The organism is Bradyrhizobium sp. CB2312, assembly GCF_029714425.1.
Taxonomy (GTDB): Bacteria; Pseudomonadota; Alphaproteobacteria; order Rhizobiales; family Xanthobacteraceae; genus Bradyrhizobium.
In genome coordinates this window covers 535,251-556,232 of record NZ_CP121668.1, presented here as the reverse complement: position 1 = coordinate 556,232, position 20,982 = coordinate 535,251, and the positions used below count along the sequence as shown (strand labels likewise).

The window sequence follows — 20,982 nt, the reverse complement described above, 5'->3', positions numbered from 1 at the left end:
GTCAGTGGTTATTGTTGTTGCTGCTGCTGCTGGCCGTCGATCATGCGGCGCTTGGCCAGCCCGATCGCCTCGCGCAGCACGTCGATGTCGCCGATATGGTTGGCGAGGATCAGCACCAGCGCCGCGTCGAAATCGGCGCTCTGCTCCTCGGTGAGACCGCGATGCGCCTCGACGATGGCGCGGAAGGCGTCGTCAGGCCGTGTGAAGTTCGAGCTGGTCGAAAGCGACATGCGAAACCTCAACTGACGCCTATGGCGCGCGACAGCGCCGCCGCAATCGCCTCGCGCGTCGGATGGCGGAAGCGCGCTGCGACATAGCCATCGGGCCTGAGCAAATAGGCTGCGCCCGGCCCGGCGTCGTAGCGCTTTGCGACCAGGCCCTGGGGATCGGCAAGCCCATCCTCGCCGCCGATGCGGATATCCTTCAGCCCTTCCGGCACGTCGGTCGCCGCGCCATTGTTGAACGACATCAAGGTAAAATCCGTTCCACCCTTGCGGAACGCATCGGTCAGATAGGCCTGCTCGCCGGCAACAGGAGCGTCGAGCATGGAACAGCCGGGAGAAGGGCCAGCGCGCCACTCATCTGTATCAAGCGATGACAGCGGCGAGTCATAGCTGCACGGCACCGAGAGCCGGCCGCCATTGACCATGCGCTTGCCGAACTCGGTTTCCTTGGCGAGCGACAGCACTGCCTTGCGCAGCCGCGCTTCCTGGTGCGAGTTCGGCGCCATGAAATCGGTCGAACGGGTGGATTCGCGGATGTTCTCGTCGGCCGCGAAGCTCCGCTCGACATGGTAGCTTTCGAGCAGGCTCGCCGGCGACGTGCCACGGAGCACGCGGTCGAGCTTCCAGGAGAGATTCTCGGCATCCTCGAGCCCCGAGTTCGCGCCGCGTGCGCCGAACGGCGAGACCTGGTGCGCTGAATCGCCGGCAAAGATCACGCGGCCATGGATGAAGCGGTCCATCCGGCGGCACTGGAATTTGTAGAGCGAGATCCACTCGAACTCGAACTGGTCGTGGCCGAGCATGCGCGCGATCCGCGGCCGTACGTTCTCAGGCTTCTTCTCGACCACGGGATCGGCATAGCGGTTGAGCTGGAGGTCGATGCGCCAGACATCGTCGGGCTGCCGGTGCAGCAGCGCCGAGCGTCCCGCATGGAACGGCGGATCGAACCAGAACCAGCGCTCGGTCGGGAATTCCGCCGTCATCTTGACGTCGGCGATCAGGAACTGGTCCTCGAACACCTGTCCGGCAAAGTCGGCGCCGACCATCTGGCGCAGCGAGGAGCGCGCCCCGTCGCAGGCGATGACATATTGCGCGTGGAGGCGATAGGGGCCCTCCGGCGTGTCGATCGTCAGCACCACGGAATCGTTGCGACTCTCCACCGCCGTCACCTTGTTGCGCCAGCGCAGGTCGATCGCGGGCAGATCACCGATGCGATCGACCAGATAGGCCTCGGCGTAATATTGCTGGAGGTTGATGAAGGCCGGCCGCTTGTGACCGTCCTCGGGCAGCAGGTTGAACTGATAGAGCTGCGACTCGCCGTGGAAGATGCGGCCGACGCCCCAGACCACGCCCTTGTCGACCATGCGGTCGCCGACACCGAGCCGGTCCCAATATTCCAGCGAGCGCTTCGAGAAGCAGATTGCGCGCGAACCTTCGCCGATGCGGTCGGCATCATCCAGCAGGACGACGCGCTGACCGCGCTGGGCGAGGTCGATCGCCAGCGACAGCCCGACCGGGCCGGCGCCGACAACCACCACCGGATGCTCGGCCGGATTTGGGCTGGGGCGATCCTGGTCGAGGTGGCGGCGATAGCCGAACTGGGTCTTGGCCTTTCGCGTATTGGCCGGCGCCATTCGCTAACCTCGGCTCTGGTCAGGAGAGGACTGATCTGCTAGATAGTCTCACGTGCAACTATTTTGGACCGGAGCCGGCCGGCCGTCAACTGGAATTCGGAGCGCTCTCCTTGGCGAGGACATCCAGCGACATCGCGCTGAAGACGCGGCAAGCCGATGAGGCTTCACTGCGGCCGAAGGCGCGCCTCGATCTGTTCAAGTTCGTGCCGTTCCGCCTCAACCGGCTCGCGGCGGAGGTGAGTTCCGCGCTCGCGGTCGAATATCAGGAACGCCACGGCCTCGACATTCCAGCCTGGCGCGTAATCGCCACGCTCGGCTTCCGCAACGATGCCTGCAGCGCGCAGTACATCTCGCAATGCACCCGCACGCACAAATCCACCATCAGCCGCGCGGTGACCACCCTGCTCAATGCACAGCTGATCGAGCGCGTCGAGAACGAAGCCGACCGCCGCGAATTCCGCCTGCAACTGACCAAGAAGGGCCGCGCGCTGTACGAAGAGCTGTTCCCGCAACTCTTGCGGCGGGAAGACGAGATCCTCGCCTGCCTCTCCGCGCAGGAGCGCAAGCAGCTCTCTGCGCTGCTCGGCAAGATCGAGGAGAGCCTCGACCTGATCCAGACCAGCGAAGAGGCCGACGCGAAGCAGGCGTATTAGAGCGTATACGCAGAGAGGCGCAGACGCCTCTACCAATTGAGAAAGCGTGGCAGGCTCGTGAAGGCACTGGCTCATATCGCGGTGCTACTTGTGGCATTTGCCGCAACGCGCGCATACGCCGCTGACATAGGTTATCTGGCTCCGCCCGGAGTCGCTGCAAGCGAGTTTCCCTCACCGCAGCGCCCTGTTGCACAGATCGTCAGCGCACGCCGCGCCGCCGAAGAGCGCCGCGACGCCCTCAATGAGGCCGGACAGATCGCACGTGCTCTCGAACTGAAACCGGGTATGACGGTCGGCGACATTGGAGCAGGCAGTGGGTACCACACGGTGAGGCTCTCGCGCCTCGTCGGACCCGCCGGCTCTGTCATTGCCCAGGACGTCACGCGGGAGTACCTGATCGAACTCGCAAGGCGAACAGAACTTCTGAAGTTGACGAACGTGCAATTCGCCCTCGGCGAACCACATGACCCGCGTCTGCCCGCTTCCTCGCTGGATGCCGCAATCCTCGTGCACATGTATCACGAGATAGCCCAACCCTATGCCTTCCTCTACAATCTCGCGCCTGCCTTGAAGCGGGGTGCGCGGGTCGGGATTGTCGATCTTGAGCTTCCGACATCGAAGCATGGCACGCCAATCGAGCTCTTGCGCTGCGAATTGACTGCCGTCGGCTATCGCGAGGTCGCCGCATATCAGCTCGCAAGGGACGCAGGATATTTGGCGATATTCTCTCCGCCGGAGCTAGCGGCGCGAAAATCTCCCCGCGATATCGTTGCTTGCGCGGATCCTGCCGGCACGCGTTGATACCACGCCGGCCGCCCGTCTCGGAGACTGCACACGTCCGAAGAAAAGGTCAGACTGGAATTGCCGGTTGAGACTCAAACCGGCGCTCTCGATCCTGCTCGGCAAGATCGAAGCGAGCCCTGACCAGCGAAGAAGCGGACGCCAAGCAGGCGTATTAGTCTCTGCTGTCATTCCGGGGCGCGCCCTCTTGGGCGCGAGCTATGATGCGCAAATTGCGCATCTGAGAATCCATACGCCCGATCGTGGTTATGGATTCCGGGCCTGCGCCTTCGGCGCATCCCGGAATGACGCTATCGCGTCATTTCGCAAACGACCGCGTTGGCGGCAGATGCAGCGCCCAGGCATCGACCTTGTCGCTGGCGCGCGGATAGATTTCCGTCACGATCGGATCGTGACCGGGAATGAATCGATCAGGATGCCCGGCGAGACGCTCGATCGTTTCCCAGCCTGCCGCCATGTCGCCGACATTGTAGACGATCGGGAACGGGCTCCGGCGCTGGAGATTGGCGTAGTAATGCGCGGCGTCGGACGCCAGCACCACCGGCCCGCGCGCGGTCTCGACCTTGACCACCTGCAAGCCGTCCGAATGGCCGCCGACACGATGCACGGTGACGCCGGGCGCAACCTCGCCGTCGCCGGAATAGAACGTGACGCGCTCGCCATAGACATGGCGCACCATCTGCGTGACGTGCTCGACCGTGAACGGATGTCGCAGCAGGCCGTTGCACATGCAGCGGCCGGTCGCGTAAGCCATCTCGCGCTCCTGGAGATGAAAGCGCGCGTTCGGGAAGCGGTCGAGATTGCCGGCGTGATCGTAATGCAGATGCGTCACGATGATGTCGCGAATGGCTGAGGCAGCGACACCAAAGCGCTCCAGCGCATCGACCGGATTCAGCGTCAGCTTGCGCGCCCGCGCGCTCGCCTCCTCGGCATTGAAGCCGGTATCAACCAGGATGTCGCGGCCCTGCCCCCGGATCAGCCAGACGAAATAGTCGAGGTCCTGCGCCGCGCTGTCATGCGGGTCGGGCGCCAAAAAATTCATGTTGGGGGTGCGAGGCGACATCGTCGCATAGCGCAGCGCGTAGATTTCGTAGGCGTTTCCCATGGTCTTGCTTTTCTTGCGTTGGATCTTGCGGGACGATCGGGCGCACCAAGCCATTGTCCGCAAGAAAGGTCAAACGCCGGAGGCTGCGGTGACCGCGAACCTGCCATGTGAGCCTGCGATGTGAGGCCAATCACATTCTCTTCGCCACGCCTGCCCTAACATGCAGCCGTAAATGTCGAACCGGATCGCATCGAGCCGCAATCATGACAGCCAGTTCATTCTCCTCCCGGCGCGCCCATGCGTTGCGATCAATCGTCGCGATTACCCCGAATCTCCAAGCGGTTGACGCCCCCCTTCCCGGGTTTGATAATGCCTGGAGCGTAAGTTAAGGTCGCCGCGGCGCAAGCTGGGAACGGCGCCTTTTTGGCTGGACCGCGCTGATTATGAAAATTCGCTTTCTTGTTCTTCTGTCTCTCCTCATTTCGCTTGTCCCGGCTACGCCATCCCTGGCCGCCGGCGACCGCTACGCGCTGGTCATCGGCAACGCCAAATATCCGGATGCGGATGCCCCGCTGAAGGAACCGATCAACGATGCGCACGACGTCGCCGACGAGCTCAAGCGCGACGGCTTTTCCGTGGAGATCGGCGAGAACCTGACCGGCGACGGCATGCGCCGCGCCTTCGACAAGCTGTACGGCAAGATCAAGCCCGGGTCGGTGGCGCTGGTGTTCTTCAGCGGGTTCGGCATCCAGTCGGCGCGCCAGAGCTACATGCTGCCGGTTGACGCGCAGATCTGGACCGAATCCGACGTGCGCCGCGACGGTTTCAGCCTCGAGACCGTGCTAGGCGAGCTCAACACCCGCGGCGCCGGCGTCAAGATCGCGCTGATCGATGCCTCCAGGCGCAACCCGTTCGAGCGCCGGTTCCGCAGCTTCTCTGCTGGCCTCACGCCCGTCATCGCACCGAACGGCACGCTGGTGATGTATTCGGCGGCGCTGGCTTCGGTGGTATCGGACGCCGGTGGCGACCACAGCCTGTTCGTGCAGGAACTGCTCAAGGAGATCCGCGTCCCCGACCTGATGGCCGAGGAGACGCTGAACCGCACCAAGATGGGTGTCACCCGCGCCTCGCGCGGCGAGCAGGTACCGTGGATATCCTCTTCCCTGGCCGAAGACTTCTCGTTCATTCCGGGCGCCGGCGGCTCGCGTCCGACAACGACGCCACCGCCCGCGCCTCCCGCTCCGCCCGTCGTCGCCAACAACCCGCCGCCGGCACCACCCGCGCCGCCCTCACCACCTCCGCCGCCGAAGCCGGCCGACACGGTTGCAGCGCCCGCGCCTGCTCCTGCGCCTCCCCCCGCGCCCGCACCGGCCCCCTCGCCGAAGCCGCAGGTCGAGGCCGCCCTGCCCCCGCCTCCACCGCCGGTGAAGCCGGCCGAGACAACCCCCGCCCCGAGCGTGGATAGCGGGCCGAGCGCGGCCGCCCTGGCTGAGGACCCCACCATCAAGGGCCTGACCGCCAAGATCGCGGCCAACCCAGACGACGTGAACGCGCTGTATCGGCGCGGCCAGGTCTATGCCAGCAAGGGCGCCTACAACCTCGCCATCAAGGATTTCGACGACACGCTGCGGATCAACTCGAAGGACGTCGAGGCGCTGAACAACCGCTGCTGGACCCGCACCGTGGTCGGCGACCTCCAGGGCGCGCTGAAGGATTGCAACGAGGCGCTGCGGCTGCGGCCGAACTTCGTCGATGCGCTGGACAGCCGGGGGCTCGTCAACCTCAAATCGGGCGCGGTCAAGAACGCCATCGCCGATTTCGATGCGGCCTTGCGGATCAACCCGCGCCTGACCTCCTCGCTCTACGGCCGCGGGCTCGCCAAGCAGCGCAACGGCTCGGCCCAGGAAGGCGCGCTCGACATCGCCAATGCCAAGGCGATGGACCCGAACATCGTTCAGGAATTCGCAAGCTACGGAGTACGCTAGTATTTTTTTGAATTGGGGCAGCGTACGCCTCGAACCTCGGCGGCCCAAGCAAGACTAAACAACGGATGCCGCAAAGGGGGCCTTTCCGGGGGCTTATTGCAAGGAATTTTGGAACCGCGCAGGTCTGCTGCGCAGGAGGGACTGGCAATGAGATTTGCTGCAAAAGGACTTACCGCGATCCTGTCGGTTATGGCGATCGGCGCCGCGATGTCGTTGCCGGCCGCACCCGCGTTCGCCGGCGAGGACGGCAACAGCAAGAACGTCACCGAGGACGAGATCGTCCGCGCGCTGGCACCGCCGCCGAAGAAGCCGCTGACCCGCGGCCTCTCCATCGGCGCTCCGCAGGCAGACCCCGCGCCGAACGCGGCGGAGACCAAGCTGATCCAGTCCGTGCGCGGCCGCTCGACCCGCTCGCTGTCGTCGACCGAGCGCGAGGAAATCGCTTCGGTCGCCAAGGACAAGCCGAACATCGATCTCGAGATCACGTTCGATTACAACTCCGCCAATATCAGTGCCAAGTCGCTGCCTTCGGTGCAGGCGCTCGGCCGCGCGCTGACCAGCGCCGACCTGAAGGGCTCGACCTTCGTGGTCGCCGGCCACACCGACGCCGCCGGCAGCGAGGCCTACAACCAGGACCTGTCGGAGCGCCGCGCGGACTCGATCAAGCGCTACCTGATCGAAAAGTACAGCATCTCCGCGACCGACCTCGTCACCGTCGGCTACGGCAAGAGCAAGCTGAAGGATCCGAGCCAGCCGATGGCGGAGGTCAACCGCCGCGTGCAGGTCGTCAACATGGAAAACAAGGCCACCGCATCGAAGTGAGCACGACGCAATCCTTTGCAAAGACCCGTCGTGATGTGGTGTAAAGTCTTGCTTCCGAAGCGCGTCCCGCAGCCTTGCGGGACGCCGCTTTATTTCAGGGAAACGCTCTTCATAGGCCTCGTGCGGATGGCCGTGAGCCAGGCCAGGACAATCCGGCGATGAACGTCTCCGAATATCTCAAACCTGCCGGAACCGTGTTGTTCGTCGTCGTGCTCGGTGTCGGCTATTATCTGTTCGAGCATCGGCATCGCCCCGAGGCGAAGGAAACCCCGGGCGAGGCGCTCGTCATCGTGACGAAGTCAACCAATGCCTGCTTCTCCGACCTCGTGCGGGTGACCGGCTTCTTCGTGCCGCGCCGCGAGGCCGTGGTCGTCGCCGACCAGGAAGGCTCCAGGGTCACCGACGTCTTCGTCACCGAAGGCACTGTCGTCACCGAGAACCAGGAGCTGGCCCGCCTGACGCCGCCGCCGCAGATCCCGGGGCAACCGCAGCGGCCTGGCCCGCAAGGCCCGATCTCGCTGAAGGCGCCCGCGCCGGGCCTCGTCACCGAGGTCCGCACCATCGTCGGCGCGCCCGCCTCGCCGCAGGCCGGCCCGATGTTCCGCATCGCCGTCAACAACGAGATCGAACTGGATGCGCAGGTCCCGGCCGTGCACATGCCCAAGCTCAGCCCGGGCGCTACGGTGCGCATCAGCCGCGACGACGCGCCCGATCTGATCGGCCGGGTCCGGCTGGTTGCGCCCGAGATCGATCGCGCCACCCAGCTTGGCCGCGTCCGCATCAGCGTCACCAACAATCCTTCGCTGAAGGTCGGCGTATTCGCCCGCGCCTCCATCGATGCCAAGCGAAGCTGCGGCGTCGCGGTTCCCAAGACCGCGATCGACCATCTCACCGTGCAGGTCGTCAAAGGCAACATTGTCGAGACGCGCAAGGTGCGGGTCGGGTTGACGTCCGACACCGCGACGGAAATCCTGGAAGGTCTCGAGGTCGGCGAGATCGTCGTGGCCGATGCCGGCTCTTCGCTGCATGACGGCGACCAGATCAAGACCATGTTCGCCGATGAACTCGATCGCACGCGGGTACGCTGATGGCTCTCAATATTTCGGCATGGTCGATCCGTAATCCGCTGCCGTCGGTGGTCTTTTCGATCATCCTTCTGATTCTCGGCTGGGTCTCCTTCACCAAGCTCGCGGTGACGCGGCTGCCCTCGGCCGACATTCCCGTGATCTCGGTTGCGGTCTCGCAGTTCGGGGCGGCGCCCGCCGAGCTCGAATCCCAGGTCACCAAGACCATTGAAGACGCGGTCTCGGGCGTCGAGGGCGTGCGGCATATCACCTCGTCGATCACCGACGGCCTGTCGCTGACCACGATCCAGTTCGCGCTGGAGACCAACACCGACCGCGCTCTCAACGACGTCAAGGACGCAGTGACGCGCGTGCGCTCCAACCTGCCCCAGAACGTCACCGAGCCGCTGATCCAGCGCGTCGACGTGATCGGCCTGCCGATCGTCACCTACGCCGCGATCGCACCCGGCAAGACGCCGGAGCAGCTGTCTTATTTCGTCGACGACGTGGTCAAGCGCGCGCTGCAAGGCGTGCGCGGCGTCGCCCAGGTCGAGCGCATCGGCGGTGTCGAGCGCGAGATCCTGGTTTCGCTCGATCCCGACCGGCTCCAGGCGATGGGACTCACCGCCGTCAATGTCAGCCAGAGCCTGCGCGGCACCAATGTCGACGTCGCCGGCGGCCGCGCCGAGATCGGCAAGAACGACCAGGCGATCCGCACCCTGGCCGGCGCCAAGACTCTGAGCGACCTCGCCGGCACCATGATCCCGCTGTTCGGCGGCGGCGAGGTCCGGCTCGACGATCTCGGCACCGTCACCGACACCATCGCCGACCGCCGCACCTTCGCCCGCTTCAACGGCGAGCCGGTGGTCGCACTCGGCATCAAGCGCTCCAAGGGCGCCAGCGACGTGGTGGTCGCCGCCGCCGTGCAGAAGCGCATCGACGCGCTCAAGGCCGCCTATCCCGAGGTCGACCTCAAGCTGATCGACACCTCGGTCGAATTCACCAAGGGCAATTACGAGGCGGCGATCTCGACCCTGTTCGAAGGCGCCATCCTCGCCGTCGTCATCGTGCTGCTGTTCCTGCGCGATTTGCGCGCGACCATCATCGCCGCGATCTCGCTGCCGCTGTCGATCTTCCCGGCGTTCTGGGTGATGGACATCCTCGGCTTCTCGCTCAACCTCGTCAGCTTCCTCGCCATCACGCTGTCGACAGGTATCCTGGTCGACGACGCCATCGTCGAGATCGAGAACATCGTGCGGCACATGAACATGGGCAAGTCGCCCTATCGTGCCGCACTGGAAGCCGCCGACGAGATCGGCCTCGCCGTGATCGCGATCTCGCTCACCATCATCGCGATCTTCGCGCCTGCGAGCTTCATGTCGGGCATCGCCGGACAGTTCTTCAAGCAGTTCGGCATCACCGTCTCGGTGCAGGTGTTCTTCTCGCTGCTCGCCGCGCGTTTCGTGACGCCGATGCTGGCGGCCTACTTCCTCAAGCATCACGCGCACAACGAGCCGCCGCCCGGCCGTATCCTGCGGACCTACCACAGCATCGTGTCGTGGTCGGTGAAGCACTATTTCATCACCGTGCTGATCGGCTTCGGCATCTTCGCCGCCTCGATCTGGAGCATCACGCTGCTGCCGCAAGGCTTCCTGCCGGCGCAGGACAGCGCGCGCTCGCTGCTTGCCCTCGAGCTGCCGCCTGGCACCCAGCTCGCCTACACCGAAAAGGTCACCGAGGACATCGTCGCGCGCCTGCGCAAGCGGCCCGAGGTGAAGAGCATCTTCGTCGACGGCGGCCGCGTGCCGCCGGGGACCCAGGAAGTCCGGCGCGCCGCCCTGATCATCAACTACACGCCCAAGAACGACCGCGACATCACCCAGCGCGAGCTCGAATTCTCGATCAGCCAGGAGCTGGAGAACGTTCCCGACATCCGCTTCTGGTTCCTGGACGAGAACGGCCTGCGCGCGATCTCGCTGGTCGTGACCGGCGTCGACGCCAACATCGTCAACAACGTCGCGAGCGAGCTTGCGACGCAGATGAAGCGGATTCCGACCATCTCCAACGTGATCTCGGAAACCGCACTGGAGCGGCCCGAGTTGCGCATCGAGCCGCGCGCCGATCTCGCCGCGCGTCTCGGCGTCTCCACGGAAAGCCTGTCGCAGACGATCCGTGTCGCCACCATTGGCGACGTCGGACCCGCACTCGCCAAGTTCGACGTCGGCGACCGCCTGGTGCCGATCCGCGTACAGCTCGAGGACGCCGCGCGCGGCAATCTCAAGACGCTGGAGCAGTTGCGCGTGCCGCTCGGCGAGCACGGCGAGAAGGGCGGCGTACCGCTCTCGGTGATCGCCGACGTCAAGCTCGACCAGGGCCCGACCAGCATCAACCGCTACGATCGTGAGCGGCAGGCCACCGTCGCCGCCGACCTCGTCGGCTCCGCAGCGCTCGGCGATGCCACCAAGAAGATCTACGAACTGCCGGTGATGAAGAGCCTGCCGAAGGGCGTGAAGGTCTCACCGTCCGGCGATGCCGAAAGCCTCAACGAACTATCCGACGGCTTTGCCACCGCGATCACGGCCGGCCTGATGATGGTTTACGCGGTGCTGGTGCTGCTGTTCGGCACTTTCCTGCAACCGATCACCATCCTGTTCTCGCTGCCGCTGTCGATCGGCGGCGCGATCGCGGCCCTGCTCGTCACCGGCAAGCAGCTGACGACGCCGGTCTGGATCGGCATCCTGATGCTGATGGGCATCGTCACCAAGAACGCCATCATGCTGGTGGAGTTCGCGATCGAGGCGATCAACGGCGGCAAGCCGCGCGACGAGGCGATGATCGACGCCGGCATGAAGCGCGCCCGTCCGATCGTGATGACCACGATCGCGATGGCCGCCGGCATGATGCCGAGCGCGCTCGCGGTCGGCGCCGGCGGCGAGTTCCGCTCGCCGATGGCGCTCGCGGTGATCGGCGGCCTGATCTTCTCGACCATCCTGTCGCTGGTGTTCGTGCCCGCGATGTTCATGGTGATGGACGATCTCGGCGCGCTGATCTGGCGCTTCGGCAAACGGCTGATCGTGCACAGCGAGGATGCCGAGACGGATAATCATCACGGGGCCGCATCGGCGGATGCGGCGCCGGCGCCGAAGAACATCGTGCACCCGGCGGCGGAGTAGATAGTTTCCCCGTGGGCTCGACACACGCAGATGAAGTGTTATCTTCAGAAGATGAACCTCGTAAGCCGCACTCTTGAAATCGACGCCGATACCGACGCCCGTCTCAGGGAGATTGCTTCTGAGCGCGGGAAGGACGTTGCAACGGTGCTCGCCGAGGCCGTCGCGTTGCTGGATTCGGTTATCGACCTTTCAGGCCCGGATCTCGCAGAGGATCGCGGACGCTATGAGGAATTCAAACGCACCGGACTTGCCGTCCCCCTCGACGACGTCAAGGCATGGGTGGCAAGCTGGGGTTCCGTGAACGAGCTGCCTCGCCCACAACCGCGCAAGATCAGATGATCCTGCTTTCGCCGGCCGCTCTTGAGGATATCGAGCGGCTGCGAAGCTTCCTTGACGCAGTTAATCCCGACGCGGCCACACGTGCCTTGCAATTGATCTGGAAGGCCATCGATCGGCTGTCGGAGTTTCCATCCCTTGGCAAGCCGACGCACGAGGACAGCATCCGCCAAATTGTTATCCGGTTCGGTTCATCCGGTTACATCGTGCGGTACGTCATTATTGCCGAGTCGGGCGACATTCTCATCACGCGGCTCTGGCAAGGTCGTGAGGAGCGCACTTAGCGCCCCTACTCGTTCCGCGCGATCGCCGTCAGCTTGGTCATGTTCCTCAGCAAGATCCGTCCGCGCTGGAGATCGAGGATCGCTTCCTTGCGCCAGGCCTGGAGCTGGCGATTGACGCTCTCGCGGGCGGCGCCGACGAAGACGCCGAGCTGCTCCTGCGAGATGTGCACCTCGGAGCCGAAATCAGCGGCGAGGGCGCAGAGCCGCCGTGCCAGCCGTACCGGCAGCGGCTGCAACATGGATTCCTCCATGCGCTCGCTCTGCCAGCGAATGCGCTGGCACAAGAGCGCGATGATCTTGATCGCGACCTTGGGCTCGCGCTCGAGGAAGCCGAGGAAATCCTCGCGCCGCAGCACGAACAATTCGCTGGCCTCGCCCGCGGTCGCGTCCGCCGTGCGGCTCTGGCCGTCCAGCACCGCGACCTCGCCGAACAGATCGCCCGGCCCCATGAAATTCAGCGTCAGCCGGCTGCCGTCGGATGCGCCGGTCTCGATACGGACCTGGCCGCGGCGCACGCCGAACAGCGCATCGCCGGGATCGCCCTTCTGGAACAGCACCTCGCCGTTGTCCAGATGCTGGGTGTGGCAGAGATTGGACAGCCGCTGGAGCTCGTCCGCGCCGAGGTCGGCGAACATCGCGTTCATCTTCAGGATGACCGCAAATTCGGCCTGCTTGCTCATTTCAATGTCCTTGTGAATCTTTTTGGCAAATCGCTTGGAACCATCAACATCAGGATCGCGTAAAACCGCGCCGAGGAAGTGTGTCATAAGTCACATAACTTTGCAGCTCCCCCAGACTATTTTTGACCGCTTGGAGCCGCTTCCCGTCCCGGGATAAACTCAGGCGCAAAGGACGGATCGGTGGCAGATTTCGACGCCGATGGTCCGCCGCTGGAAAGTCGACATGAGAGCTGTGAAATTCGCCGGCGCGGCGGTGGCCGCCGTCATCATCGTGATCGCACTTCTGCTGGTGGTCGGGGTTCCCTCCGGCTTCCTGACCTCGACGATTGCCTCGCGGGTCGAGAGCGCGACCGGCTATCGCCTGTCGATCGACGGCACTACGAAGATCAGCGTTTGGCCGACGCTGAACGTCACGCTGAACGACCTTACGCTCCACGATCCCAAGGACCGCAGCGGCATCACGCGCCTGACGGTGGATAGCATGCAGGCCGACATGTCGCTGGCCAGCGTATGGTCGGGCCGTCCGAAGATCAGCGAGCTCGTCGTCACCCATCCCGTGCTCTATCAGCCGCTGCTGCGTGAGCGCCTGCCGAATGCCGGCGCCTCGCCGAAGCCGCTCGCGCTCGACACGGGCGGCGCCACCATCGACCGCGTCAAGGTCACCGATGGTGAAGTCGCGTTCTCGCGGCTGCGCGATCGCGTCGAGGGTCGTATCAGCGCCATCAACGCCGATGCCGTCGTCGATCGCGACCGCAAGGTCAACATCACCGGCACCGCGCGCGTCGGCGAGCATCCGACCCGGTTCGACATCAAGGCGACGACGCCGGCGCCGCCGGCCGAGCGGCCAACCATTCCGGTCGATTTCGCCATCGACATGCCCGACGTGCTGAAGTCCCAGCTCGCCGGCCATGCCGAGATGCGGCTGAACGGCGACATCGTGATGATCAACGGCGTGAGCGGCAAACTCGGCGACGGCGCTTTCAACGGCTGGGCTTCCGTCGACATCGCGAGCAAGCCGCTGGTCAAGCTCGATCTCGACTTCCAGCGGCTGGCGATTCCGCTGGCGAAATCGCCTGACGGCGCGTCCGGGCGACCCTGGAGCGATGCACCGATCGACGTCTCCGGGCTCAACTACGTCGATGCGCAAATCAGGCTCTCCGCGAACGAGGCCGTGATCGGCGATGCCCGCCTCGCGCCGCTGGCGCTCGATGCAAAGCTCGCCGGCGGCGTGCTGAAGGCGGGCACCGCCAATCTCGGCGCCTATGGCGGCCAGGTCTCGGGCGAGGTGATCCTGGATGCGACCACCGGCGCGCCGAGCTTTGCCATGCATTCCGACCTCGTCGGCGTGCGCGCGCTGCCGCTGCTCCAGGGCCTTGCCGAATTCGACCGCATCGACGGCAAGCTGCAGGCCAAGCTCGCGCTGCGCAGCGCTGGCACCAGCCAGCGTGCGCTGATGGCGAACATGCAGGGCACGGCCTTCGTCAATTTCCAGGACGGCGCCATCCGCGGCATCAACGTCGCGCAGATGATCCGCTCGCTGACATCGGGCACGCTGTCCGGCTGGCAAGACAACCAGAACAGCAACCAGAACAGCAGCCAGGAGCAGAGCACGGACCTGTCGCAGCTCTCGGCCTCCTTCCGCGTCGACAAGGGCCAGGCGGTGACGACCGACCTCAATCTGATCGGGCCGCTCGTCCGCGTGACCGGCGCCGGCACGATCGCACTCGACACCAAGATGATGGGTTTTCGCGTCGAGCCGAAGCTGGTGATGACGACCGAAGGCCAGGGCCGAACCAACGAGCCGGTCGGCTTCGGCATCCCCGTGATGATCCAGGGCAGCTGGTCGCAGCCGAAGATCTATCCTGACATGGCCGGCATGCTCGACAATCCCGAAGCCGCCTATGCCAAGCTGCGCGAGATGGGCAAGGGCCTGTTCGGCCCCGATGGCGCCGGGCTCGGCAATATCCTGGGCAGCCTCGGCCTCGGCGGCGCGACCGCGCCGGGTGGCGGCAATGCAGCCGGAAATGCCAATCCGCAAACCCAGCAGCCTGGGCAGAACAATCTGCTCGGCGGCCCCTTGGGCGAGGCGATCGGCAGCCTGATCCAGCAGGGGCTTTCCAGCGGTGCCGGAACGGGTACGGCGACGGGCACCGGCCGCAGCCGCAGCCTGCCGACAACACCGTCCACGCCGGCACCGCAGGCCTCGCCCGCACCCCCGGCCCTGGAAGACCCGCCGGCGGCGCAGCAGGACAGCCAGCCCATGAACGATGTGCTGCGGCAGCTCTTCAATCGGTGATTGGCGGACCAAGGACGGGACTCCACGTCCCCCCTTACCCGAGCCCGCCATCCGCGGCTTCCTCCGAACGGATGAGGCTGCGACATTTCACCGCCGTTCGAGCAGCCCCGCCGTCCACAACGGTAACCACACCTGCTGCTCGGCCGGTGCCGGGACGGCCACGGAACGATCCCTTGGCCCAAATTATGGTAGAAGGCTGCCGGGGCTGGTACGGCCCGTAGCGCCGGCGTCGATGGCGGCGCAAGAGGATCGGGATGGCAGGGGCGAACGACAAGACACGGTTTCTGCGCGAGGGCCTGTTCGCCAAATATGTCGTCTCCCTCGTCGGCCTCGTCGTGTTCGTCCTCGCCGTCAACGGCGCGATGGAGACCTGGATCTCCTACCGCGCCACCAAGACATCACTGACCGACGGGCTCGAGGACAGGGCGCAGGCCGTCGCCCGGCGCATGGAACAGTCGATCTCCGAGCTCGAGCGCCAGATCAGCTGGGTGACGCGGGCGAGCCAGGACACGCTCGATAAGCGCCGCGCCGACTACTCCCAGCTGCTGCACCAGGTCTCGGTCGTCAATCAGCTGTTCCAGCTCAACGGCGAGGGCCGCGAGGTGCTGCGCGTCTCGCGCCAGTCGGCCACGACCGGTGGCAATGCCGACCTCTCCCGCGACATGCGCTTCACCGACACCGTCGCCCGCGGTGTCAGCTATTCGCCGGCCTATTTCGTCGACCAGCGGCCAATCATGTCGATCTCGGTAGCGCATTCCGGCTTCAATGCCGGCGTCACGGTTGCCGAGATCGATCTCAGCTTCCTCTCCGACTTCCTGTCCGACGCGCAGGTCGGCAAGGCCGCCTTCGCCTATGTCGTCGATCCGCGCGGCCGGGTGCTGGCGACGTCGTCGAAGGGGCCCGACCTCGGCAAGGACCTGTCGAAGCTGCCGCAGGTGGCGGCTGCGATCGCGCCCGGGCGCGAATCCGAAACATCGGGCACCGACTTCAACGGCCATTCGGTGATGAGCGCCGCGAGCACCGTTCCGAAGCTCGGCTGGAGCGTGCTGTTCGAGCAGCCGACCACGCAGGCCTTGACGCCGATCCGCGACCAGCTGGTGCGCATCGCGCTTTTGATCGGCATGGGCCTGATGGTGGCGATCCTCGCTGGCACGCTGCTCGCCCGCCGCATGATCATTCCGATCACCGCGCTGCGCGACGGCGCGCACAGGCTCGGCGAGGGCGATTTCAGCCACCGCATCGACGTGCACACCTCGGACGAGCTCGAAGACCTCGCCGGCCAGTTCAATCGCATGGCCACCCAGCTCCAGGAGACCTATTCGAACCTGGAGACCAAGGTCGAGGAGCGCACCCGCGACCTTGCTCAATCGAACCACGAGCTCAAGGTGCTGGAAGAGGTTGGGCGCGCCGTGGCCTCCTCGCTCGATCTCAACGCCGTGCTGCCGACCATTGCCGCCCGCGCGATCGAGATCACCCATGCCGACGCGGTGCTGATCTACGGCTATGACGCCGAACAGCGCCGCTTCAACCTGGTCGAGGCGGGCGGCATCGATCGATCGGCCGAAGGCGCGCATGTCATCATCGACGAGGGCCAGAACATCCTGAGCGATGCCGCCGAGAGCGGCGAGCCGATCGCGATTGCCGATCTCGACGAGGCCGCCGAGCAACCGTTGCGCGACGCCGCGATCGAAGCTGGCTTCCACTCGGTGCTGGTGGTGCCGCTGGTGGATCAGCAGGGCACGCTCGGCTCGCTGGTGCTGCTGCGCCGCGCCAGCGGCGCGTTCGCCGCCAGCATCATCGGCCTGATGCGCACCTTCGCCAACCAGGCGGTGCTGGCGATGCGCAATGCGCGGCTGTTCACCGAGGTCGACCACAAGAGCCATGCGCTGGAGACGGCGAACGAGACCGTGCGCGCCCAGGCCGACAAGCTGCGCGTGCAGACCGAGCAGCTCAAGGACTGGAACAAGTCGCTGGAGGAGCGCGTCAGGACCCAGCTCGGCGAGATCGAGCGGATCCGCAAGCTCGAGCGCTTCCTGGCGCCGCAGGTGGCGCAGCTGATCGCCTCCTCCGACAGTCCCGAGGGGCTGCTCACCAGCCAGCGCCGCGAGGTGACCGTGGTGTTCTGCGACCTGCGTGGCTTCACCGCGTTCACGGAAGCGACTGAGCCGGAAGAGGCGATGAACGTGCTGCGCGAATATCACGCGGCGCTGGGCCAGCTCATCTTCAAGTATGAGGGCACGCTCGACAAATATGCCGGCGATGGCGTGATGATCCTGTTCAACGCGCCGATCCAGTTCGAGGACCACACCAAGCGCGCCGTGAAGATGGCGGTCGAGATGCGCGACACCATCGGCCCGCTGACCGAGCGCTGGCGCAACCGCGGGCACAGCCTCGGCTTCGGCATCGGCATCGCGCTCGGCTATGCCACGCTCGGCCAGGTCGGCTTCGAGCAGCGGCTGGAATATGCCGCGATCGGCAGCGTCACCAACCTCGCCTCGCGCCTCTGCAGCGAGGCCAAGCCCAACCAGATCGTGGTGAGCCGCCGCGTCTACGGCATGGTCGAGCCCTGGGTCGAAGCGCGCGCGCTCGACGATCTCCAGCTCAAGGGTTTTAACCACCCGGTGCTGGCGATGGAGATTCTGAGCTGGCGCGAGGAGGTGGAGAACGTCGTGGACGCATCAGTCGCGCGCCGGCGCGGGTAGCCGCCGACAATAAATTCGAAAACAACCCCATGCACAGTAGCCAAGGCGCTGGCAGCACAGCAACTTTTCGCCGACTCTGCGGATTTTACGAAATTGCCTTTGACACGTCGGGCAAAACACCGGCAGAATGGCATCAATCCGTTCTTCCCATCCCGAACCACATCTCGCCTCGTCGCGACTAACCATCGCCTCGGCGTCGAGGCTCAATTCCGATGGGAGACGGCCTGTGGCGTTTGCCTTGCCTTCGCGCGCGTATGATTTGCAGATGCTGGACCGTCCCACTGAGCGGGCGCGCGACCAGGGCTGGGTTTATGGACTGCCGCCGGGCATCAGTAGCGAGCAATGGCCGCTCGATCCCGTCACCGGCTATCCGCTGATGCACGGTTTTACGCTGCTGCTGCCGGAGGATTATCGCGTGCATGGCGCGGACATCGTCGCGGTGTCGTTCTTTGCCACTGCGCCCGATCACAATGACGGCGGCGCGCCCGATGATCCTGAAATCCGCGAGGCGGTGATGGCGCGCTCCTCGCATCCGCGGCTGTCGCGCATGACCGATATTCTCGACTACGAATATGCGGCGCTGCTGCTGACCAAGAATGAGTACGAAGGCGCATTCACAACGCCGCCGGAGCCGCTTGCGCTGGCGACGGCCGACCGGCCGCGCTGGCTCGATGTCGGCGGCGCCTGCGCGTTCTTCGAGGCTGCCGCGCCTTACGCGAAGAAGATGTTTTCAGCGTCGCCGCGCGCCGATCTCAGCGAGACCCGCGCCATCGCCCTGAGTCCGCGCGCGATGGATCCAAACGCCGGCAAGGGGCCGCAGGACGAGTACACCAAGGAAAACCCGCCGACCGGCTATCAGCCCTATTACTACTATGTCGGCGGCGTCCCTGGCCGCGACAATTTCCGCCTGCACGACTGGAGCAAGGACCACGCCCACAACCATCTCGGCGGCACCATGCGGCCGTGCCAGGCAGTGCCGGAGATGAGCCCGTTCTACGTCGAGTTCGAGGAATATTTCGGCGGCTACAATTTCGGCGGCGGCAATGCGCAGCTCGACTTCAGGGATATGAAGTTCGACTGGGCGTGTGGGTGATCACACTCCCCGTTTCGGACCGATCGCCTCGAGGGCGCCATCTGCTGGTCGGTCAGATTCGTCTTGAAGTCATCGGACGGATCACGTGCTGCCAAGAAACGGATTGACGATGGTGAGCCCACTGAAGCTGCGGCTGTGTTGCAGGTCTTCGCTGTAGAGCGTGTCGCAGCCGGCCTCGATCGCGGCGGCGACGATCAGGGCGTCATAGAAGGCGAGCGTGTGGTCGCGCGCGAGCGCAAGCGCCGCAGTGTGCGTGTCCGACGTCAGCGGCACGATGTCTGGAAAGCGGAAGCGCAGAGACTGCACGGCCGCCTCGATCACCGGCCAATCCTGCCTTTGCTTCTTGCGCAGCACGTTGGTGAACTCGTTCAGCACCTGCGCGCTGATGATGCCACCGCCGGCAATCGTCGTCAGCGCCCGCTGCCGCCTTGTGTCCGTTGAGTAGGCGTAGATCAGGATATTGCTGTCGAAGAAAGCACTCACCGCTCGTTCGCTTCGTCGCGGTCGAATTTGTAGTCTTCAGGCAACGGAAACTGGAACTGCTCGACCTGCCGGAGAAATTCCGCGCGCTTGTCAACCTTCTCCACTGCGAGCCGGCCCTTCGAGGCTTCCACCACATTGAGCTCGTCGCCCGGTGAAAGCTTCAGAGCCTCAACGAGTGCCTTGGGCAGCCGAACCGCCAAGCTATTTCCCCACTTGGAAACCAGCACCGAAAACTCCATGATATACATTAATTACTGTATATCATAGACTGGATATTCTCCCGCTTCAAGTCGAGAGGATGCTCACACCCCCCGCTTCGGACCGATCGCCTCGAAGGCGGCCTTCTGCTCGTCGGTCAAGTCTGCCTCGAAATCATCGAGCGCATCGCCGACGGCGTTGACTGCCTCCAGCATCGCGCCGAGCCGCGCCTTCACCGCAGCGAGGCGGGCTTGCGGGGTCGCTGCGGATTTCGTCGTGCACGGGCTCAGCGTCTCCATGGTGCGCAGCGTGGTGTCCTGAAGCACCTCAAAGCGTGCGCGGCCGGTGTCGTCGAGCTTGAGCGTCGAGCCGATGTCGGCGGCGGGCCATTGCTGCTGCACGAGCTGCTCGTACTGGCGCTGCATCTGCACATCATAGCGCGGATCGTTGTCGGCCTCGCAGGCGCTTGCCGCCTGCGAGTCCTTCTTCTGGCCGGCCGCGAGCGCGGCGCGACGCTCCTGGCCGAGCGCATCGAGCTTTTTCTTCTGGCCGTCGTCGAGCAGGCCCTCGAACTTTGCCAGCGGCGCTGCGACCGCGTCGGTCGCCTTGATCATCGCCGCGACGCGCTCGTGCATCAGGCCGAGGCGCTCCGCTGCGGTCGCGGGCACTCCTGCCGGGCAGGCCGCGCGAATGCTGTCGCGGGCCGCCAGCCAGGCGGCACCGAAATCGTCGAGCGCCATGCGCTGTTCTTCGTTCGGCTGCACGGCGGCGACGATGCGATCCATTGGAAAACCAGCGGGATCGCTGGCATCACAGACGTTCTGCGCCGACGGAACCCTGCGCGTGCGCCGGCCTTGCGGCGCGGTATAGGCGGCGAGCTCAGTCGCGGCATAGGGCGCGAAGATCGCGGCATAGATGTCGCCATAACCATAGAGCGAGAGGCTGGTCATATCGCCAAGGATGACGGCATTGGCGAGATCGTCCTGCGCGAACGGCCAGAACACCGGGCCGGCCCAGCCATAGCTGCCGTCGGGATGGCGCCACCAGCCCTGCGGACGGCGGCCGCCACGCCAGCCGGACAGCGCAGCTTGCGCCGTGAGCGCGGCACGCAGGATGTAGGGATTGGGCGGCTGACCGCGCTCGGCGCCGCGCGGATCCTGCGATCTCAGCGCGGCGGAGCGGTATCGGCTGCCCCGCACCGCCATGCGGGAGTGGCGCAGCCGCGACATGCCGATCATGTGGCCGACGGCGAAGCGCGCGACGCCGAGCGGACCGCCGCGCAACCCGAACTGCGCCTCGGCTCTACCAGGCAGCAGCACTACCAGAATCGCGAGGAGTGCACCCGCGAGCGCCGGTCCAATGCGCGATCTCGACATGACCATCGAACTGACCACTGAGTTGAACACGTCTTGCTTGAACACGTCTTGGCCCTCCTCCAGTGCCAAGCGCGTATCGCGCCGCAAGGGGATGACTCAGAGCGGAACCAAAGGTTCCCGCGCGTCGGCGGTC

18 protein-coding genes are annotated in these 20,982 nt (G+C 65.2%); 11 read left to right on the top strand and 7 right to left on the bottom strand.

The window, feature by feature from the left end; all coding sequences use genetic code 11:
* Positions 1-8: 8 nt before the first annotated feature.
* Positions 9-230, bottom strand: coding sequence for a DUF2783 domain-containing protein (locus tag QA642_RS02645; protein ID WP_283083261.1), 222 nt, complete (start codon positions 228-230; stop codon positions 9-11).
* 8 nt (positions 231-238) lie between these two features.
* Positions 239-1,858 (bottom strand): FAD-dependent oxidoreductase, encoded by a 1,620-nt coding sequence (locus QA642_RS02640; protein WP_283083260.1) that lies wholly within the window; start codon positions 1,856-1,858, stop codon positions 239-241.
* A gap of 110 nt (positions 1,859-1,968) precedes the next feature.
* On the opposite strand from QA642_RS02640, the gene QA642_RS02635 reads away from it, so the two are divergent.
* Both QA642_RS02635 and QA642_RS02630 read left to right on the top strand, forming a co-directional pair.
* A complete protein-coding gene (locus QA642_RS02635) occupies positions 1,969-2,511 on the top strand; it encodes a MarR family transcriptional regulator (RefSeq protein ID WP_283083259.1) in 543 nt (180 codons plus the stop codon).
* A 57-nt stretch (positions 2,512-2,568) separates the two neighbouring features.
* The gene (locus QA642_RS02630) at positions 2,569-3,312 is read left to right on the top strand and encodes a methyltransferase domain-containing protein (RefSeq protein ID WP_283083258.1); all 744 of its coding nucleotides are present in this window, start codon (positions 2,569-2,571) and stop codon (positions 3,310-3,312) included.
* A 298-nt stretch (positions 3,313-3,610) separates the two neighbouring features.
* Here the strand turns inward: QA642_RS02630 and QA642_RS02625 are convergent, their stop codons facing one another.
* Positions 3,611-4,417, bottom strand: coding sequence for an N-acyl homoserine lactonase family protein (locus QA642_RS02625; protein WP_283083257.1), 807 nt, complete (start codon positions 4,415-4,417; stop codon positions 3,611-3,613).
* A gap of 383 nt (positions 4,418-4,800) precedes the next feature.
* On the opposite strand from QA642_RS02625, the gene QA642_RS02620 reads away from it, so the two are divergent.
* From QA642_RS02620 to QA642_RS02595, 6 genes are all read left to right on the top strand, one after another.
* The gene (locus QA642_RS02620) at positions 4,801-6,342 is read left to right on the top strand and encodes a caspase family protein (RefSeq protein ID WP_283083256.1); all 1,542 of its coding nucleotides are present in this window, start codon (positions 4,801-4,803) and stop codon (positions 6,340-6,342) included.
* Between the two features lie 147 nt (positions 6,343-6,489).
* Positions 6,490-7,164 carry an OmpA family protein gene (locus QA642_RS02615; RefSeq protein ID WP_283083255.1) on the top strand — a complete coding sequence of 225 codons (675 nt, stop codon included), beginning with the start codon at positions 6,490-6,492 and terminating at the stop codon, positions 7,162-7,164.
* Positions 7,165-7,322: 158 nt separating this feature from the next.
* Positions 7,323-8,252, top strand: coding sequence for an efflux RND transporter periplasmic adaptor subunit (locus QA642_RS02610; protein ID WP_283083254.1), 930 nt, complete (start codon positions 7,323-7,325; stop codon positions 8,250-8,252).
* A complete protein-coding gene (locus QA642_RS02605; RefSeq protein WP_283083253.1) occupies positions 8,252-11,401 on the top strand; it encodes an efflux RND transporter permease subunit in 3,150 nt (1,049 codons plus the stop codon). Before QA642_RS02610 ends, QA642_RS02605 begins: the two co-directional genes overlap by 1 nt.
* A gap of 30 nt (positions 11,402-11,431) precedes the next feature.
* Entirely contained in the window at positions 11,432-11,740 is a 309-nt protein-coding gene (locus QA642_RS02600) for a hypothetical protein (RefSeq protein WP_283083252.1), read from the top strand.
* Positions 11,737-12,021 (top strand): type II toxin-antitoxin system RelE/ParE family toxin, encoded by a 285-nt coding sequence (locus QA642_RS02595; protein ID WP_283083251.1) that lies wholly within the window; start codon positions 11,737-11,739, stop codon positions 12,019-12,021. The genes QA642_RS02600 and QA642_RS02595 overlap by 4 nt, the downstream gene beginning before the upstream one ends.
* 5 nt (positions 12,022-12,026) lie before the next feature.
* Here QA642_RS02595 and QA642_RS02590 read toward each other — a convergent pair whose 3' ends face one another.
* Positions 12,027-12,701: a Crp/Fnr family transcriptional regulator gene (locus QA642_RS02590; protein WP_283083250.1), complete on the bottom strand. Its 675-nt coding sequence runs from the start codon at positions 12,699-12,701 to the stop codon at positions 12,027-12,029.
* 223 nt (positions 12,702-12,924) lie between these two features.
* Here QA642_RS02590 and QA642_RS02585 point away from each other — a divergent pair, with 223 nt between their 5' ends.
* The 3 genes from QA642_RS02585 (at position 12,925) to QA642_RS02575 (ending at position 18,792) form a co-directional block, all read left to right on the top strand.
* Complete coding sequence (locus QA642_RS02585; protein ID WP_283083249.1) at positions 12,925-14,997, top strand: AsmA family protein; 2,073 nt, start codon at positions 12,925-12,927, stop codon at positions 14,995-14,997.
* Between the two features lie 254 nt (positions 14,998-15,251).
* Positions 15,252-17,699 carry an adenylate/guanylate cyclase domain-containing protein gene (locus tag QA642_RS02580; protein ID WP_283083248.1) on the top strand — a complete coding sequence of 816 codons (2,448 nt, stop codon included), beginning with the start codon at positions 15,252-15,254 and terminating at the stop codon, positions 17,697-17,699.
* A gap of 265 nt (positions 17,700-17,964) precedes the next feature.
* Entirely contained in the window at positions 17,965-18,792 is an 828-nt protein-coding gene (locus QA642_RS02575) for a hypothetical protein (RefSeq protein WP_283083247.1), read from the top strand.
* A gap of 81 nt (positions 18,793-18,873) precedes the next feature.
* On the opposite strand, the gene QA642_RS02570 is transcribed toward QA642_RS02575, so the two are convergent.
* The 3 genes from QA642_RS02570 to QA642_RS02560 all read right to left on the bottom strand — a co-directional run bounded on the left by QA642_RS02570 (position 18,874) and on the right by QA642_RS02560 (position 20,849).
* Positions 18,874-19,275 carry a PIN domain-containing protein gene (locus QA642_RS02570; protein ID WP_283083246.1) on the bottom strand — a complete coding sequence of 134 codons (402 nt, stop codon included), beginning with the start codon at positions 19,273-19,275 and terminating at the stop codon, positions 18,874-18,876.
* Positions 19,272-19,502, bottom strand: coding sequence for an AbrB/MazE/SpoVT family DNA-binding domain-containing protein (locus QA642_RS02565; protein ID WP_283083245.1), 231 nt, complete (start codon positions 19,500-19,502; stop codon positions 19,272-19,274). Before QA642_RS02565 ends, QA642_RS02570 begins: the two co-directional genes overlap by 4 nt.
* Before the next feature lie 75 nt (positions 19,503-19,577).
* Entirely contained in the window at positions 19,578-20,849 is a 1,272-nt protein-coding gene (locus QA642_RS02560; RefSeq protein WP_283087137.1) for a Spy/CpxP family protein refolding chaperone, read from the bottom strand.
* Positions 20,850-20,982: the final 133 nt, after the last annotated feature.

Coding starts and splice junctions, on each gene's coding strand:
- QA642_RS02645 (WP_283083261.1), bottom strand. CDS start 230: ATGTCGCTTTCGACCAGCTCGAACTTCACACGGCCTGACGACGCCTTC.
- QA642_RS02640 (WP_283083260.1), bottom strand. CDS start 1,858: ATGGCGCCGGCCAATACGCGAAAGGCCAAGACCCAGTTCGGCTATCGC.
- QA642_RS02625 (WP_283083257.1), bottom strand. CDS start 4,417: ATGGGAAACGCCTACGAAATCTACGCGCTGCGCTATGCGACGATGTCG.
- QA642_RS02620 (WP_283083256.1), top strand. CDS start 4,801: ATGAAAATTCGCTTTCTTGTTCTTCTGTCTCTCCTCATTTCGCTTGTC.
- QA642_RS02615 (WP_283083255.1), top strand. CDS start 6,490: ATGAGATTTGCTGCAAAAGGACTTACCGCGATCCTGTCGGTTATGGCG.
- QA642_RS02610 (WP_283083254.1), top strand. CDS start 7,323: ATGAACGTCTCCGAATATCTCAAACCTGCCGGAACCGTGTTGTTCGTC.
- QA642_RS02605 (WP_283083253.1), top strand. CDS start 8,252: ATGGCTCTCAATATTTCGGCATGGTCGATCCGTAATCCGCTGCCGTCG.
- QA642_RS02600 (WP_283083252.1), top strand. CDS start 11,432: ATGAAGTGTTATCTTCAGAAGATGAACCTCGTAAGCCGCACTCTTGAA.
- QA642_RS02595 (WP_283083251.1), top strand. CDS start 11,737: ATGATCCTGCTTTCGCCGGCCGCTCTTGAGGATATCGAGCGGCTGCGA.
- QA642_RS02590 (WP_283083250.1), bottom strand. CDS start 12,701: ATGAGCAAGCAGGCCGAATTTGCGGTCATCCTGAAGATGAACGCGATG.
- QA642_RS02585 (WP_283083249.1), top strand. CDS start 12,925: ATGAGAGCTGTGAAATTCGCCGGCGCGGCGGTGGCCGCCGTCATCATC.
- QA642_RS02580 (WP_283083248.1), top strand. CDS start 15,252: ATGGCAGGGGCGAACGACAAGACACGGTTTCTGCGCGAGGGCCTGTTC.
- QA642_RS02575 (WP_283083247.1), top strand. CDS start 17,965: ATGCTGGACCGTCCCACTGAGCGGGCGCGCGACCAGGGCTGGGTTTAT.
- QA642_RS02560 (WP_283087137.1), bottom strand. CDS start 20,849: ATGTCGAGATCGCGCATTGGACCGGCGCTCGCGGGTGCACTCCTCGCG.